Annotated in this window: 16 protein-coding genes and 1 tRNA gene; 3 read left to right on the top strand and 14 right to left on the bottom strand. The window is 53.9% G+C overall.

Translation table 11 applies throughout. The features are described from left to right. From hmeg3_RS19425 to hmeg3_RS19465, 6 genes are all read right to left on the bottom strand, one after another. The gene (locus tag hmeg3_RS19425; RefSeq protein ID WP_094565190.1) at positions 1-288 is read right to left on the bottom strand and encodes a DUF2523 family protein; all 288 of its coding nucleotides are present in this window, start codon (positions 286-288) and stop codon (positions 1-3) included. A gap of 5 nt (positions 289-293) precedes the next feature. Beyond that, entirely contained in the window at positions 294-1,709 is a 1,416-nt protein-coding gene (locus hmeg3_RS24815) for a hypothetical protein (protein ID WP_157739311.1), read from the bottom strand. A 363-nt stretch (positions 1,710-2,072) separates the two neighbouring features. After that, positions 2,073-2,294, bottom strand: a complete 222-nt coding sequence (locus hmeg3_RS19440) for a hypothetical protein (protein ID WP_094565193.1) — start codon at positions 2,292-2,294, stop codon at positions 2,073-2,075. A 507-nt stretch (positions 2,295-2,801) separates the two neighbouring features. After that, entirely contained in the window at positions 2,802-3,113 is a 312-nt protein-coding gene (locus tag hmeg3_RS19455) for a hypothetical protein (RefSeq protein WP_094565195.1), read from the bottom strand. A gap of 12 nt (positions 3,114-3,125) precedes the next feature. Continuing rightward, a complete protein-coding gene (locus tag hmeg3_RS19460) occupies positions 3,126-4,418 on the bottom strand; it encodes a replication initiation factor domain-containing protein (protein ID WP_094565196.1) in 1,293 nt (430 codons plus the stop codon). Continuing rightward, the gene (locus tag hmeg3_RS19465; RefSeq protein WP_094565198.1) at positions 4,415-4,636 is read right to left on the bottom strand and encodes a hypothetical protein; all 222 of its coding nucleotides are present in this window, start codon (positions 4,634-4,636) and stop codon (positions 4,415-4,417) included. Before hmeg3_RS19465 ends, hmeg3_RS19460 begins: the two co-directional genes overlap by 4 nt. A 68-nt stretch (positions 4,637-4,704) precedes the next feature. On the opposite strand from hmeg3_RS19465, the gene hmeg3_RS19470 reads away from it, so the two are divergent. Together hmeg3_RS19470 and hmeg3_RS19475 are read left to right on the top strand one after the other, a co-directional pair. Then, a complete protein-coding gene (locus hmeg3_RS19470) occupies positions 4,705-5,430 on the top strand; it encodes a hypothetical protein (protein ID WP_157739312.1) in 726 nt (241 codons plus the stop codon). 3 nt (positions 5,431-5,433) lie between these two features. After that, on the top strand, positions 5,434-6,441 hold the full coding sequence (locus tag hmeg3_RS19475; RefSeq protein WP_094565200.1) for a tyrosine-type recombinase/integrase: 1,008 nt from the start codon (positions 5,434-5,436) through the stop codon (positions 6,439-6,441). A 62-nt stretch (positions 6,442-6,503) separates the two neighbouring features. Here hmeg3_RS19475 and hmeg3_RS19480 read toward each other — a convergent pair. Beyond that, positions 6,504-6,582: transfer RNA gene (locus hmeg3_RS19480), tRNA-Ile, on the bottom strand. A gap of 33 nt (positions 6,583-6,615) precedes the next feature. Then, complete coding sequence (gene rpoD / locus hmeg3_RS19485; RefSeq protein WP_232511740.1) at positions 6,616-8,841, bottom strand: RNA polymerase sigma factor RpoD; 2,226 nt, start codon at positions 8,839-8,841, stop codon at positions 6,616-6,618. Between rpoD and hmeg3_RS25115 the strand changes: the two genes are divergently transcribed. Further along, complete coding sequence (locus hmeg3_RS25115; RefSeq protein ID WP_232512048.1) at positions 8,756-9,226, top strand: hypothetical protein; 471 nt, start codon at positions 8,756-8,758, stop codon at positions 9,224-9,226. The genes rpoD and hmeg3_RS25115 overlap by 86 nt on opposite strands. 308 nt (positions 9,227-9,534) lie before the next feature. On the opposite strand, the gene dnaG is transcribed toward hmeg3_RS25115, so the two are convergent. From dnaG to hmeg3_RS19515, 6 genes are all read right to left on the bottom strand, one after another. After that, positions 9,535-11,343: a DNA primase gene (gene dnaG / locus hmeg3_RS19490; protein WP_094565203.1), complete on the bottom strand. Its 1,809-nt coding sequence runs from the start codon at positions 11,341-11,343 to the stop codon at positions 9,535-9,537. Between the two features lie 23 nt (positions 11,344-11,366). Continuing rightward, positions 11,367-11,816: a GatB/YqeY domain-containing protein gene (locus hmeg3_RS19495; protein ID WP_094565204.1), complete on the bottom strand. Its 450-nt coding sequence runs from the start codon at positions 11,814-11,816 to the stop codon at positions 11,367-11,369. 297 nt (positions 11,817-12,113) lie between these two features. Further along, positions 12,114-12,326, bottom strand: a complete 213-nt coding sequence (gene rpsU, locus hmeg3_RS19500) for a 30S ribosomal protein S21 (protein WP_005665410.1) — start codon at positions 12,324-12,326, stop codon at positions 12,114-12,116. Between the two features lie 175 nt (positions 12,327-12,501). After that, on the bottom strand, positions 12,502-13,701 hold the full coding sequence (locus hmeg3_RS19505) for an NAD(P)/FAD-dependent oxidoreductase (protein ID WP_094565205.1): 1,200 nt from the start codon (positions 13,699-13,701) through the stop codon (positions 12,502-12,504). A 43-nt stretch (positions 13,702-13,744) separates the two neighbouring features. Then, entirely contained in the window at positions 13,745-14,983 is a 1,239-nt protein-coding gene (locus tag hmeg3_RS19510; RefSeq protein WP_094565206.1) for a YbdK family carboxylate-amine ligase, read from the bottom strand. Further along, the gene (locus hmeg3_RS19515) at positions 14,980-16,188 is read right to left on the bottom strand and encodes a cation:proton antiporter (RefSeq protein ID WP_094565207.1); all 1,209 of its coding nucleotides are present in this window, start codon (positions 16,186-16,188) and stop codon (positions 14,980-14,982) included. Before hmeg3_RS19515 ends, hmeg3_RS19510 begins: the two co-directional genes overlap by 4 nt. Positions 16,189-16,248: the final 60 nt, after the last annotated feature.

The raw sequence follows: 16,248 nt of genomic DNA on the forward strand, positions 1-16,248 counted from the left end.
CTATCCGATGATAGGTAAGCGGCGAATGACAAATCGCGTCACGAATGCAGATAGCAGCGCTGGCATTCCGTAAGAGATATTAAAAAGGTCGAGGAAGTACCAAACTCCACTCGGCATTCCCGCCAGTGAATTTGTTAGGCCAGAGGCTGTAGGCAAGAGCGGAGAAAGTATTTGAAGAAACTCAGTGACAACAAAAAAGAGGCCAAAGTACAAAACGAACTTCACTATCACTGACCTGAAGACGAAGCCAAGGAGAACATTGACCGCTGATGCCAAAATCGCAAACATAATTCTCAGGCCCTCAAGATGATGAACATAGCAGCAATCGTCCAAACAAAGGCCATCGTGGCATAGAGTGTTGCTCTGATCGATTCCAGAAGATCGCAATGCGCGCTCAACACCAGCGATCTACCGAACAGATTCATGGTCGGCTTGGGACAGACTGACTCGTGAGAGGGAACAACGAAATTCTTCAACGTGGGGAAGAGGTTCAGCAGTGGATCAAGAATCATCTTCGCGGTCGGAGCTGATTCAAGCGTTGGCGTTGCGACAGCCGGGTCAGCTCCCAGGTCTATTTGAACCTTGTTGACGACATTCACATTTGGGGTATTCACCACGTTGACGTTTGTTCCTACGCCCGGGTCAGTACTAGGATTTGTTGAAGGCTGTCCCGGTGTTATAGACGGGGATATCGGCACGGCTTGACCGGCGCCACTCGATACCGGAGCGATTAGCTCCGAATTGCTAGGCCATGTCGAGGGATTAGACGACTGCACACTGGCAGCGTCTGCAGTTGTGACCGGATCTGTAGTGGAGTACGGCACTCCCTGATAGCCAGGCTGAGAGGCGGCTCGCTGCCACAACATATTGGCTAAACTTGCGATTACCGAGGCGTCCGCAGCCTTATCTAATTCCGTCTGTGGGACTGCGGCTGCGATATCAGAAATCTTGCCTTTGACCGTAGCTGAATACAGAGGGTTATTGATCATACTGAATTGATAGGTGCCAGTAATCCAAGTGGATTGAGGCGTTGTATTTCCTCCCGATCCAATTCTTCTAGCACCGCACGTAATAACAGAGTTCACTTCAGCACTGCATGGCACATCGAACACAGCCCCTGTACCACCGCCTAAGTTAATCCATCCTTGAACTGCTAATTGCATACAGGTCGTTGGCTCATCGCAATAGACTGTAATCCCGTGAAAGTTGAATACGCCGTTAGGAATTCGTAGGCGAGTAGATCCCACTATGTGACCAGCACTGTCCACTTTTAAGCCGCTTTGAACATATGTGTTGCTACCACTAGGCGTGGTCACTGTTCCAGTTGGCGTACCAGCAGTCGTTCGCAGGACAAATTTTGCGGCAGAACTATCGTCATCAAAAAATACCTTGTAAGCGCCATACGCAAGACCGCCGACGATAGCCGCAGCTCCCAAGCCGGCAGCCAATGACAGCCAAACTGGTGCCGTAGCAGCAGTCGCAGCGGTTACTGCGACGTCAGCCGCTATCCCAGCAGCAATGGAGGCAACTCCTGTATAGGTCGCCGCAACCCTCGGATCGTTGGCTGCAAATCCACGCCGTATCGCGGTTTTTTCGATGGTCTGAGCAACGGCCTTATTAACCGACCCAGAGAAATTAGGAAGAGCGCCAGCGTCGGCTCTCAGCACGACTAGCAGCCCCATCACCAAGCAGAGAAAGCGTTTATACATAGTCAAAGGAATTCGATAGGTACAGCCAGCGCTATTAGTGCGACGACCAACAAAAGATAGAGCGCACGCTGATATCCGATTAATTCAAGAGGTCGGCAAAATGCCTGGATAAATGGATCTGACCAATGATCAAAATCGTCATTCAGAAACTGGAATGCGAGGGAGAGGAAATAGCAAATGCACAGGAGTAGAAAAATTATCTTTTCCATAGAATCATCCGTTCTTTAAACCTTCGATTACCGCCCATGCCGACGCTATCCCCCACACGAACATCGCCAGATACCAAAGCTGATTGATCGTCATCAGACACTCCTTACATTGAAAAAATTGGGGTGCAACTTCGCACCCCAACGACACTACCGATTAGCCGCCTTTCAGCATGGCCAGCGCGATCTTTGCGCCCTTCACTGCGATGTAAACAACGGCCAACATGCCTGCAATCGACAAGACTGCGGTGGTGACTGTGCCAAAGTCCACTGCGGACGTCAGACCGGTCATATCTGGACCACCACCCGCCGCCATTGCTGAACCTGCTGCAACGGTAGTGACAACCGCGGCCACACTGCGCTTCACAAATTTATTCATCAAATTTCTCCTATAAAAATCCGGAATACCGTCCGGTCGGTTACTCGCTACCTGCGAATCATGTTTAGGATCGTTCCTGCCGACTTCGAAACCAAAAACAATCCCACTACAAAAGTAAATCCCAACGTCCACAGACTCGCTGCAGCGCTATAGTCAAACGGAGCATTCTGGGCTTCTATGCTCTGAGCCTGAGACGGATCAATGACGTAAGCCTGAATGACACTGATAGCTGTCCCAGCTGGACATGGAGCCTGTCCGAATTGCGAAGGAACGCAGACCAATATTGTTTGCACTGCTCCCATCTGCATTACATTTCCCCTTAGGCCTCATAGAAAGACTCAACGAAAAACCCTTCGCCGCAATGAACGCCTGCCGTTTCGACAGCGGACTCATAGTCATCGAACCGACCAGCTGCGCTGAACCAGGGCGTATAACTCACATCACCAAAATGAGGACAAAGGAAAAGCGCGCTCTCTTTGTCCTGAACAATGAAAACGCGCCTCATGCTTATGCCGCTGCTTTCTGTTTAGCGATTTCGATTGGTTTCAGATCAGCTAACTGTGTTTTTTGCGCCTTCCCGGTCGTGACAATTTCCAATGTAGCTTCGGCCACAAACGGAAAGGGCAAATGCTTGTACTTGTTGTATTCGTCGGATGTTCCCATCGAATACTCGACCGCTGAAAATCCCTTCGCATTGCCCTTTGAATCGTCCAATCCGGTCTCGACATACACTTTCGTGCTGTCGTAAGCAGTTCCGTTTTCCAACGTTCCTTTGGACGCTTTCATGCCGAGCACCTTGATTTGCGATGTGAATTTCATGTTGAGTTCCTTTTAGAAGTCATGGCTACAGTGATAGCCGGAGTCATCTGTGTAGCCGATCGCAGATGTGGCTGTTTCGTCGTCGAATTGATAGACGTTTCTTCGTTGACGCAAATGCAGAGGGACAAAGATTGGTGGCGCGATTTTTGCCAGTCGTGGAGGCCATGCGTCTTCATCATCAGACTGCAACTGCTCAAGCAATTGCTCATCCGAATGAGCCAGGCCGCGCAACACACGCAGATATTTCCCGAATTGGAGTTTGATTATTTTCTTTGAAGCTTCAACAGTGATTTCCGCTCGCTGACGCTTGGTCTCAAGTTTCATTGCGGTGCTGTCTCGCAAGTTCCGTAGCCACGGGTATTGGCAAAAATACGTTTCCGGACGAAGCAATATTTCCAACGGGATAACCGTATCTTTGTTTTTCATCTCTAGCTCAACCCGAACCCAAGTCGAATTCGGGTCTCCTAATTGGCGCCCTTTGTCGTAGCGACGAAGATAGAGATCAGAGGTACGTACACCTACCGCATCCGTGATACCAGCCTGTACTCCGCGATTGGTATGTACACAACCAAAAACTTGGTAGTTCGGCCAAGAGTCTTGAGACTCTATATGCCGCTTTTGGCGAACAAACTCACCTCGGTGATATGCAGCTTCGAACTCGGCATGAGTTGGACCGTTCTGATAATAGTCAGCAGCCAAATCAATACGGCTGATTCGTACATCGCCACCATATTCATTAAGGCGACTGAGAAAGTTGTGGATTTTTATTGCGGCATTAGCATCCGCATTGAGCCAACCGTCACCAGACAGCGAAACAAGGAACCGGTTGTTCCTGTGCCCAATACAAAATACGCCCCATCCATCGCCGATGACATAACTCTCTTTGTGGAAATGCATTCCAAAGCCGTTCTTTTTGCTGATGCCAAAACCTTCACCGCAGAACTCTTCCATCAGCGCAGAAATTGCACCTGCAATATCGTCGTCAGTAAATGCTTGGTACCCGTTGAACTTGAGAAAACCGTCAACATTGGCGGTGAACGTCAACCAGTCGATAAATACGTTGCTTTCTGAAGAGCTTCGTCTTGGGACTTGCTTTACCGCTCCGTCCGCCAGGATCAGTTGGACATAGTCATCTTCATGTACCCCTCTATTAGCTTGGAGGGGTTCAATGTGTGGCGCTGACGTTTTCTTTTGAGAAGGCTTGCGTTGCTGCTGCTGTCCGTCCTCGCGCTTCGCGCTGCGGGCGGGCAGATCAGCACCGCGGATGAAGTGGTGATCATCCACGGCTCTCTTAATCTTGCTCATTTGAATTCTCGATCAAGGCATTGCTTCTTCAGAAGCTCGACGGAAATCAAACTATATTTCCCGACGGTATAGGTAGGAATCAGGCCTTTGTTACACCAGCCGATAACAATTCCCACTGCCTCTTTAGTACCAAAAACCATCTCCGCAAATTTTTCCCTTGAAACCAAAGGAGAAGATGAAGAACTGCTCGATACAGGAAATTTTGAGAATTCGTCCATTAAGCTCATAATGATTAGAAGAAACCCGAAAAGATTTAATTAAACCTATTATAGACTTGATTAAGACTATGTCAAATACAAAAGTTGATTCACTGCATGAAAGATTGCGTCTGCTGATTTCGTTGAAAGTAAGCGAACACCGTCGCTTTAAAGAACTGGAAGAAAAAACTGGAGTCACCAGCGCGACATGGAAGAGCTACTGGACAACTGGCACTCGTCCTTCGTCGGCACTCATTGAGGCGGCTGCGAAGCATTGGCCCGCGTATGCGTTTTGGCTGGTAACAGGAATAGATGACTCTGCTTTCGGCCACACGGCACCAGAAGGCGTGGGATTCCCCCTACGATCAACACCTCAAGAAAGCAGCCTCGCGTACTTCAACGCCGTTCAGCATTACAGCCAAGAGAACGATCGCATCGTGAGCAGCCTTTGGGATGGCGATGGGGAGCTTGCGAACTTAAAAACCAGAGATATGCTGAAAAGAAGTGGATTAGTTAGGAAAGCGGAGCCAGAGAGCGACGAAAACCTTCTACTGGTATCCATTCTCAAGGACGTCCGCTGGGTAGAGATTTTGCACGATACCTATTTGCCTCGATGCGATTATGAAGAAACTGCTGCCATGCTTCAGGTCGCAAAGACGGTGTTAGCTAGAGCAGAATCAAGAGCGAACGAACACGGCATAACGATCGATACGAAGCATATCCACTTAAAGATTAAAGACAGCGAAGACGGTATTAATCGCTGGCTCTCATGGCAAGAAATGCTGCAGAAAAAGAGCGCTGACAAAGGCGAATAATTTATGGCGATTAAGCAAGTCAAAACAGGCTGGCAAGTAAATATTCAACCTGGAGGTAGAAGCGGAAAACGGGTAAAGAAGACGTTGCCGACAAAAGCTGAAGCATTAGCGTGGGAACGACACATCCAGGCCACTGTACAACGCAACCCAGACTGGACACCCCCAAAGAAAGATGCGCGCCGCTTATCTGATCTTGTAGATTTGTGGCATAGACACCATGGGTCGGGTCTAAAAGATGGGGAAAGTAGAAAAAGAATATTGCTGGCAATGTGCAATGCGATGGGAAACCCCTTTGCAGACAAATTCACTCCAGATCAATTTGCAGAATATCGATTGAAGCGTATCGATGCAGGTCTGACTCCAAATACAATGAATCGAGAGCAAGCATACCTTCGGGCTGTCTTCAATGAAAACATCCGGCTTGAACATTGGAAAAAAGAAAATCCGCTGACCAAATTGCGTAGCTTCAAGATTCAGGAACGAGAGCTTTCATATCTCACGAATCCGCAGATTAAAGTCCTACTCGAAAGCCTCTCCCAGACCATCAGTAGCGATGTTAATTTGGTGGCTAGAATATGCTTGGCAACGGGCGCTCGCTGGGGAGAAGCTGAAGGACTCCGAATATCTCAGATACGTAACGGGGTTATTCAGTTCGTGCAGACAAAATCAAGTAAAGCTCGTGCAGTCCCGATTACACAGAAGCTAGAAACAGAGCTGATATCGCATCACGAATCCAATAACCTTGGAGAGCGATTGTTTGAGGCGGCATATCAGGCATTTCGGGATGGAGTAAAAATCGCGAAATTGATACTACCCAAAGGACAACTGACACACATTCTGCGACATACATTCGCAAGTCATTTCGTTATGAACGGAGGTAACATCCTGGCACTCCAGAAGATTCTAGGACACCACAGCCTAGCCATGACGATCCGATATGCCCATCTCTCTCCCGACCACCTTCAAGAGACAAAACGCCTCAATCCTTTGGCGAAGCTAAATCTCTGTTGAACTTCCGTTGAACCTTCACAAAACAAAAGGGCTTACGTTTTACCGTAAGCCCTTGATATTGCTGGTGGCCCCCCCGTGAGTCGAACACGGCACCAACGGATTATGAGTCCGCTGCTCTAACCAAGCATGAGCTAGGGGGCCTGAGTCCAACCGGGACGTGTGTCCCGGTCTGACTTAGTTACCTTCCAGGAAGCTCTTGAGCTTGTCGGAGCGTGATGGATGGCGCAGCTTACGCAGCGCTTTTGCTTCTATTTGACGGATACGCTCGCGGGTGACGTCGAATTGCTTGCCGACTTCTTCCAGCGTGTGGTCGGTCGACATTTCGATACCGAAACGCATGCGCAGCACTTTGGCTTCGCGTGGTGTCAGGGAGTCGAGGATGTCTTTGACGACACCGCGCATCGAGGCGTGCAACGCTGCATCGGCCGGGGCCAATGTGTTGTTGTCTTCGATGAAGTCGCCCAGATGCGAATCATCGTCGTCACCGATCGGCGTTTCCATGGAGATCGGCTCTTTGGCGATCTTCATGATCTTGCGGATCTTGTCTTCCGGCATTTCCATCTTGATGGCCAGCGTTGCCGGATCAGGTTCTGCACCGGTTTCTTGCAGGATCTGACGCGAGATGCGGTTCATCTTGTTGATGGTTTCGATCATGTGCACCGGAATACGGATAGTGCGCGCCTGGTCGGCGATCGAACGGGTAATTGCCTGGCGAATCCACCATGTCGCATAGGTCGAGAACTTGTAGCCGCGACGGTATTCGAACTTGTCCACTGCCTTCATCAGGCCGATGTTGCCTTCCTGGATCAGATCCAGGAATTGCAGGCCGCGGTTGGTGTACTTCTTGGCGATCGAGATCACGAGACGCAGGTTGGCCTCGGTCATTTCACGCTTGGCCATGCGGGCCTTCTTCTCGCCGGCGCCCATCTTCTTGTTGATGCCGCGCAGGTCTGGCAGCGGCAACACGACGCGCGCTTGCAGGTCGATCAGCTTTTGTTGCAGTTCTTTGATGGCAGGAACGTTACGGCTCAGCACGACGCTGTAACCGTGGTTGGCGCTGACTTCGCCATCAACCCAGTCCAGGTTGATTTCGTTGCCGGGGAAAACCTTGATGAAGTGCGCGCGCGGCATGTTACACTTGTTGACGGCGACGTCGAGGATCTGACGTTCGATCTGACGCACTTGATCAACTTGTGCACGCAAGGTGTCGCACAGCTTTTCAACGACTTTGGCGGTGAAGCGGATGCCCAGCAACTCGTTGGAAATGATTTCCTGCGCCTTGACGTACGGCTTCGAGTTGTAGCCTTCTTTTTCGAAGGCTTTGCGCATGTTGTCGAATTGGGTCGAGATGGTCGCGAACTTGCCCAGCGCATCGCGCTTGAGCTGTTCCAGCTGTTCAGCGGAGAAGCCGGCTGCACCGGAACCGCTGCTTTCGCCTTCTTCTTCCTCTTCTTCTTCGTCCTCTTCGTCTTCTTCGTCTTCCTCTTCGTCAGACGCAGCAGCGGCGACAACGACTTCGCCTTCGCTCATGTCGACGAGACCGTCGACGATTTCGTCGACCTTGATTTCGTCGTTCTTGATCTTGTCGGCAGCAACCAGGATTTCAGCGATGGTGGTCGGGCAAGCCGAGATCGCCTGGATCATGTCCTTCAAGCCGTCTTCGATACGCTTGGCGATTTCGATTTCGCCTTCGCGGGTCAGCAGTTCGACCGAGCCCATTTCGCGCATGTACATACGCACTGGATCGGTGGTACGGCCGAAATCGGAGTCGACGGTCGACAGCGCTGCTTCGGCAGCGGCTTCAGCGTCGTCGTCGCTGGCGACGTTGGCGACGTTGTCGGACAGCAGCAATGTTTCCGCATCAGGCGCGTGTTCATACACGGAGATACCCATGTCATTGAACGTGCCGATGATGCCTTCGATTGCTTCCGGATCGACGATGTTTTCCGGGAGGTGATCGTTGATTTCGGAGAAGGTCAGGTAGCCGCGCTCTTTACCTTGTTTGATCAGGGTCTTGAGCTTTTGACGACGGCGTTCGAGTTCTTCTTCGGTTGCTTCTGTGTCGGACGAGAACGCGTCTTTCAGCAGAGCCTTTTCCTTGGCCTTGCGGTCCTTGGCTTTGGCTTTGTCGACAGCTTTAAGTTCGGCGCGCTCAACCGCGTTCAGCGCGGCGATTTCGTCGTTCTCAGGCTGGAATTCCTTTGGCTTGCGGCCACGGCGGCCAGGCACCTTGACGGACGGCAAAATGTAGCCGGACGTGTCAATGGCTGCCAGTACAGCGGCATCAGTCGTTTGGCTTACGCCAGGCGCGATCATGACGCTGACGTCTTTGGCTTCGCTCTTGGCTGCTGCTTTGGCGGCAGGCTTAGCGGTTTTCGGTTCAGGTTTCTTGGTTGTCACAGAAGCTTTCGATTGCACAGAAGCCGTCTTTACGTTGGCTTCAGATAAGTTCTTCTTCGTTGGCGTCGCAGTCGCTTTGGCTGCCGGTTTGGCTACCACTGGCGCTGCAGCGCGAACCGCTTTGGGAGCAGTTTTGGCACTGGATTTTTTCGCCGCCGCTGCCGTTGCAGCTTTCGCTGGCGACGTTACCGCCTTTACTGCCGTTGCTGCTACTTTGCCGATGGGCTTTGCAACAGCTGCTTTCTTTGGGACCGATCGTGTTACAGATACCGAAGGGGTCGATTTACTTGCCGGCTTGGTGGCCGGCTTGATGTTTTTTGCGGAAGGTGTCGGAGTTTTTGCGGTTTTCTTCATTGCATTTGCCATAGAATCAACTGCCAAGTGAGTCAAACTCATTGCGCCAATCAAACCATGTACTTCATGCAACCCGTATCCGATATTCGGTAGACACGAACTGCCCGCGCAACGTTCCTAAATCTTTCGTCCCCTGCTTTCTGCTGTGTCCATGCGATAGCTTATGTGCTGTAAATCGCCCTATGGACCGATGGTTCAATGAATCTTTTCCGCATCACGGAGTATGTTTCGCCGCGGAACTAAAGCCCTAGATTATACCATATATAGGGTGTTTCTCCCCAAGATCAAGCTAATCCTACACAACATCTAGCATTCTGCAGAGTACGTCCGACTTGATTTTCAACCAAATTCAGCGCCGCTCAGACGCTTCAGATGTTCTTTTTGCTGCATCAATTCACGATATCGGCTGCGCGCGGTGTCGTCCCTGAGTCCCGCACTTGCCAATTGCTCCATCTCGTCTTCAACGCCGCGCATTTTGGTTTGGCGGACAGCGCCGGCCATTTCTTGCCGGACGACATCGAATTCGGACTCGGTTTCAGCCGCAATTTCGGCGATCAGGCTTTCAAAATCCGGTCCGACGTCGCGCAACAGCTCGACCAGCGTAGCAAAATTGGCTTGCTCGCCCATGCTGCGGCAGGCTTCAACCAGCTGCGACAGCATGTCGGCCCGATCCGGCGCCTGACGGGCGATGGCTTGCATCGCGACATCATCCAGATCCGCCGCCAGTGCGGGATGCGCCACCAGCAGGCGCACGATCTGCCGCTCCAGACCAACCGGCGCCATGCGCTTGCTTTTTGGCGGCGGCGCGCGGCGCGCACTGGCTTGCACCACCGGCTTGGCCAGTTCGAACAAGGCCTCAATCTCCGCCGGCGAGGTCTGCGTGACCTGCGCCAGGCTGCGCACGATCTGCAGGCGCAAGGACGACGGCGGCAAAGCCTGCAACATCGGTTTGGCGTCAAACTGCGCACGCGCTCGGCCTTCCGGCGTCGTCATGTCGTTGTCGCCGACCACTTCCTTGATCAGGAACTGCGACAGCGGCATGGCTTCTTTAATCTGCTGCTCAAAGGCTTCCGCGCCCATTTCGCGTACATAGCTGTCCGGGTCGTGCTCGGTCGGCAAGAACAAGAACTTGATGATCTTGTTGTCCGATGCATGCACCAGACAGGCATCCAGCGCCCGCCGCGCAGCGCGCCGTCCGGCCGAGTCGCCGTCGAAGCTGAACACCACCTCATCGGTCTGGCGCAACAGCTTTTGCACGTGGATAGGCGTACACGCCGTACCCAATGTCGCCACCGCCTGCGGGAAACCCAGCTGCGCCAGCGCCACCACATCCATATAGCCTTCGGTCACCAGCACATAACCCGCTTCGCGGATCGCCTGGCGCGCTTCGAACAAGCCGTACAGCTCGCTACCCTTTTGAAATAGCGGCGTTTCCGGAGAGTTCAAGTACTTTGGTTCGCCACCGTCCATGACGCGGCCGCCAAAGCCGATCACCTGGCCCTTGGTATTGCGAATCGGAAACATGACGCGATGACGGAAACGGTCATAGCGCTTGCGCCCCATGCGCTGGGCGCCCTCCTCTTCACTCTTGTCGATCACAAGGCCGGCTTCGACCAGCGCCGGCACTTCATAATCCGGGAACACCTTGCGCAGACTGTCCCATTCGTCGGGCGAATAGCCCAGACCGAACTTGGCGGCGATTTCGCCGGTCAGTCCGCGGCCTTTCAGATACTCGACCGCATTCGGTGCGGCACGCAGCTGCTGGCGATAAAAATCGCAGGCCGCCGACATCGCATCCGACAAGGCCATGCTCTTGGCCTGCTGCTCGGCGCGCTGTTGCGGCGGGATGCGGTCGTCATTGTCCGGCACCACCATGCCCACGCCCTGCGCGAGGTCTTTGACGGCCTCGACAAAGCCCAGGCCGGAATATTCGATCAGGAAACTGATGGCCGTTCCATGCGCGCCGCAGCCGAAGCAGTGATAAAACTGCTTGGTCGGACTGACCGTAAAGCTCGGCGATTTTTCGTTATGGAACGGGCACAGGCCCATGAAGTTGGCGCCGCCCTTTTTGAGCTGCACGTACTTACCAACCACATCGACTATATCGACGCGGTTGAGCAAATCCTGAATGAACGACTGCGGAATCACAGAGAATTAGCGCCCTGACAAGATCAGGCAGCGGTCAAGGCAGCCTTGACCAGCGCAGAAACGGCAGTCATATCGGCGCGACCGGCCAGCTTGGGCTTGAGAACGCCCATGACCTTACCCATATCCTGCGGACCGGCAGCACCGGTGGCGGCGACGGCGGCTTGCACTTCTGCCTTGATTTCGTCGTCGGACAGACCGGCAGGCATGTAAGTGACCAGAATCGCCAGCTCAGCTTTTTCGATGTCTGCAAGATCCTGGCGACCGCCGGCTTCAAACTGGCTGATGGAATCCTTGCGCTGCTTGACCATCTTGTCGATGATCGCCAGCACCATCGTGTCATCGAGCTCAACGCGCTCGTCGACTTCTTTTTGCTTCATCGCAGCCGTGATCAGACGGATCGTACCCAGTTTGGCCGTTTCCTTGGCGCGCATTGCGGCCTTCATGTCTTCGGTGATTTGCTCTTTCAGACCCATTGCATTCTCCAGAGATAGCGATTTATTCAGACTAGCACAAGCCTCACGCCCCAGCCGCCGAAGTGCGTCGCAAAGGACTTAATGAGACCCGTCGCAAGGCTTTGGAAAGCGTAGCGAGCGGATCGACATTTGGATTGAGAAGAGCAGTCGTACGAAAGTACGACGAGCATCGCAGACCGAATGCCGATTCGCGCAGTAGCTTTACAAGGCCTTGCGAAATGCGAAAACCCGCTGTGGTGCTTTACCAGAGCGGGTTTTACATGGTCGCGCACACCAAAGCGGCGCGACGGGAATTTCTTAGTACAGCTTCTTAGGCAGTTGTTGGCTGCGGATGCGCTTGTAGTGGCGCTTCACTGCAGCTGCCAGCTTGCGCTTGCGTTCTGCTGTCGGCTTTTCGTAAAACTCGCGCGCGCGCAACTCGGTCAACAGGCCGGTTTTTTCAATAGTGCGCTTGAAGCGGCGCATGGCGACTTCGAACGGCTCGTTTTCTTTAAGACGAATAGTGGTCATGTAGATTCAAACCAAAGAGGTTAGGTTAGATACGGAAAGAACGCGATTTTAGCAGACCGCGACACCAAATGGAAGCTAATGCGTGGCTTTTTTCCAACCGCCATACAAAAAACTCAAATAAATCAAGGATCTGGGATGCGTGCAGGAAACATACACCCCCACAGGCACGCCCCGCCTATTCAATAGACTGCCCCGCCGCCACGCCGGAAGCCCAGGCCCACTGGAAGTTGTAGCCGCCCAGCCAGCCGGTGACGTCAACCGCCTCACCGATGAAGTGCAGGCCCGGCACCTTGGTGACCATCATGCTTTGCTGCGACAGCTCGCGCGTGTCGACGCCGCCCATGGTGACTTCGGCCTTGCGGTAGCCTTCCGATCCGTTGGGCTTGATGGTCCAGCGGTTGAGCGCTTCGCCCAGCTTGCGCAGCTCTTTATCAGGCATGTCGGCAATGCGCGCCGCGCCGTCGAAGCCATTGGCTTTGAGCAAACCGTCCGCCAGACGCGCCGGCAGCCATTGTGCCAGCAGGTTGCCGAGGTTCTTCTTGAGCGTGGTCTTGCCTTCGATCAAGGTTTCGGCAACATCGATCTGCGGCAGCAGGTTCAGCGTGAGCGATGCGCCCGGCTGCCAGAAGCTGGAAATCTGCAGAATTGCCGGGCCGGACAGACCGCGATGTGTAAATAACAAGTCTTCGAGGAAATAACCGCGCTCTTTCTTGACGCCGGTTTCGACCTCGACTTCCAGCGCAATGCCGGCCAGATCGACAAACGGCTGCCAGCCGGCGCCGTCAAAAGTCAGCGGCACCAGGCCCGGACGCGGCTCAACCAGCTTGAGATCGAATTGTTTGGCGATGCGGTAGGCGAAATCGGTGGCGCCGATCTTCGGGATCGACAAACCGCCGGTGGCGATGACGACGTGGCGCGCCAGGATTTCGCCGCTGTCTGTTTCCAGACGGAACAAGTCCCCATCCTTGCCGATCGACGCCACGCCGCAGGGCATGCGCCAGTCAACGTGACCGAGATCGCACTCGGCTTTCAGCATTTCAATGATGTCTTCGGAGGTGTCGTCGCAGAACAACTGGCCTTTGTGCTTCTCATGGAAGCCGATGCGGTAGCGTTTGACCAGCGCGAGGAAATCCTGCGGCGTGTAGCGCGACAAGGCACTTTTGCAGAAATGAGGATTTTGCGAGAGAAAATTCTGCGGCGTCGCACCGATGTTGGTGAAATTGCAGCGGCCGCCGCCGGAGATGCGGATCTTCTCGGCCAGCTTGGCGGAATGGTCGATCAGCACGACCGACTTGCCGCGCTGCCCGGCCACGGCTGCGCACATCATGCCTGCGGCGCCGGCGCCGATTACTGCTACATCGAATGGTGTTGTCATGTTTGCTTTCGCCAACTTGCTTTACTGGCGAAAGCAAACGGCATTATTGGAAGTAAGAAGGCGGAGACTGATCCATCCACAGCTCGGACGACATGCGCATCATATCGTTGAGCGAGCCGCGCTGGGTAAATGCCTGACGCAGCCAGCCGGCATCGCTGAGCCGGTTGTGCGCCATATGACGCAAGCGCTTCAGGGTGATCAGTTCGACCTCGTTTTGCACGTACGGCTGCAACAACTGCAATTGCAGCAACAAATGCTCGAAGATCGGCAGTTTACTCGAAGTCGCCGGCGACTCGCCATGTAATGCCAGCATGCCGTTCAGGCCGAAGCGGCTGGCCTCGAAACGGTTGAACTGATACAAGAGATAAAAATCATCGCGAATCTCAAACGGCCGCTCAGTCAGAATCCAGCGCGCCAGCAACTGCGCATAGGCCCCCAGGTGCGCCGCATGCTCGATGGTCAGCGGCGTGTCGCAGACGCGGATTTCGACGGTGCCGTATTCGGGCTTGGGACGGATATCCCAATAAAAATCCTTCATGCTGCCGATGATGCCCATTTGCAGCAGCTCGTCATAATAGGTTTCGAACTCGCTCCACTTGGTCTGCACCGGCGCCGTACCCGACAACGGGAAGGCGCGCACCACGTTGCTGCGCGACGAATCGAACTTGGTATCCGCGCCCTGATAGAACGGCGACGCCGCCGACAGCGCAATGAAGTGCGGCACGAAACGCGAGAACGCATGCGTCAGGTACAGCGCATCGTCGCCATTGGGCACGCCAATGTGGATGTGCTGGCCGAACACGGTGAAGGTCTTCGCCAGATAGCCGTATTTTTCATGCAGATGAAAGAAGCGTTCGCTCGGCGTGATGCGCTGTTCATTCCAATGCTGGAAGGGATGCGCGCCGCCGCCGGAGACGTCGATATTGAGATGCTGCGCACCGCGATTCAATGCTGCGCGCAAGCCCTTCAGCTCTTCGATCAGATCGTCGACACGGGTGTGGATGCCGGAGTTGAGCTCGATCATCCCCTGCGTCATTTCCAGCTTGATCTGCTTTTGCAAGTCGCGCGGCGCAATCCAGGTCAGCAGATCGACGGCATCGCTGGCGAGGTTGTAGTTGCGGCGATTGACCAGTTGCAGCTCCAGCTCGATGCCCATCGTGAACGGCGTCGACGAAGTGAATGGCAGGATGCCTGCACTGCTGGTATCACCAACCGCATGCGTGTGCGAACCGGCGGCAGTTGCCGCGACCAGGTCGTCTTCTTGGATAAGTGTAGTTGTCATTCGCGTCCACTTTCACCAGATTTGATTAAGGCGAATTGTGTGGCAACCGGGCCAAACAATTCGAGCACGATCAGGCATCCCGCCAGCAGCGGCACCACATCGGCGGTCGTATGCGGATACAGACTCGAAATCGTCTGCATCAGCCCCAGCCCCGCTTCTGTCATCGGCAAGGTACCGAGCGTGAGCAAGCCGGCCTGCCGCCAGTTCATGCGTGCAAAACGGGCAAAGACGAATACGCCGCAACCCATCGCCACAAACCGCGCAGCGATCAGAATCATGACCGACCAGCCGACCATGGTCAGATCCGCCAGACGCATCGAGGCGCCGACCGTCACGAACAGCATCACCACGAACAATTCATTGGCGACGCCGAACTCCAGCTCCATCAAGTCGTATTGACGATCAAGATTCTTCGACAAGATCGCGAAGATCAGCATCGTCAGCATCACCGGCAAATGCAAGGCGTGTGCGACACCAATGGCCAGCGCGATGACGGAGATCACCAGTACGAATTGACGGCTGCCTTGACGTCCGAGCAAGCGCGCCAGCGGCATCATCAGCCAATACGTCAGATATGCCAGCACGAAAGAGCCGATCAGCGAATACGCAGTATGCTCAACCAGCGTCAACACCGGCGTGCCGGATTCGTGCGCGATGATCGGCAGCAATGCATACGCAGCAAGAATCGCGACAAAATTGTTCAGCGCCGTCATCGTTGCCAGACGGCGTGTGACCTGACCTTCCGCCTTCAGATCACGCAATACCACCAGCACCACCGCCGGCGCCGTGGCAATCGCCCACACACCGCCGAGCAAAGCCAGCACCTGCGAAGTACCGAACCAGGACAAGGCCAGACTCACGAATACGAAACACAGCACAGCCGACGTCGCGACGGTAGCCAGCAGCCACTTCTCGCGCTTGAGCCAGCCGAGGTCGACATAACGGCCCAGCTGATAAACGACCAATGCGACGGCAATGTCGGCAAAGATATTGGTGACGCTCAGTACATCGCCCGACAACCAGTTCAGACCGCCGCCACCGAGAATGAAACCGACGATCAGATAACCCGTGATACGCGGCACCCATGGCGATTTAGAGACGATATGACCGGCTATCAACCCGAATAGCAACAAGCTACCGAACAGCAGCAACGCGTTCCATTGAACCGGTTGCGCAAGGGCGAAAGACGGAAGAGTCCACTGCATAGCTCCTCCTGACAATTTTAGATTTGACGTGCATCCGGCTGCGTCGGTTGTTCCGGGATA

Origin of the sequence: Herbaspirillum sp. meg3 (genome assembly GCF_002257565.1) — a bacterium.
Taxonomy (GTDB): Bacteria; Pseudomonadota; Gammaproteobacteria; order Burkholderiales; family Burkholderiaceae_D; genus Herbaspirillum.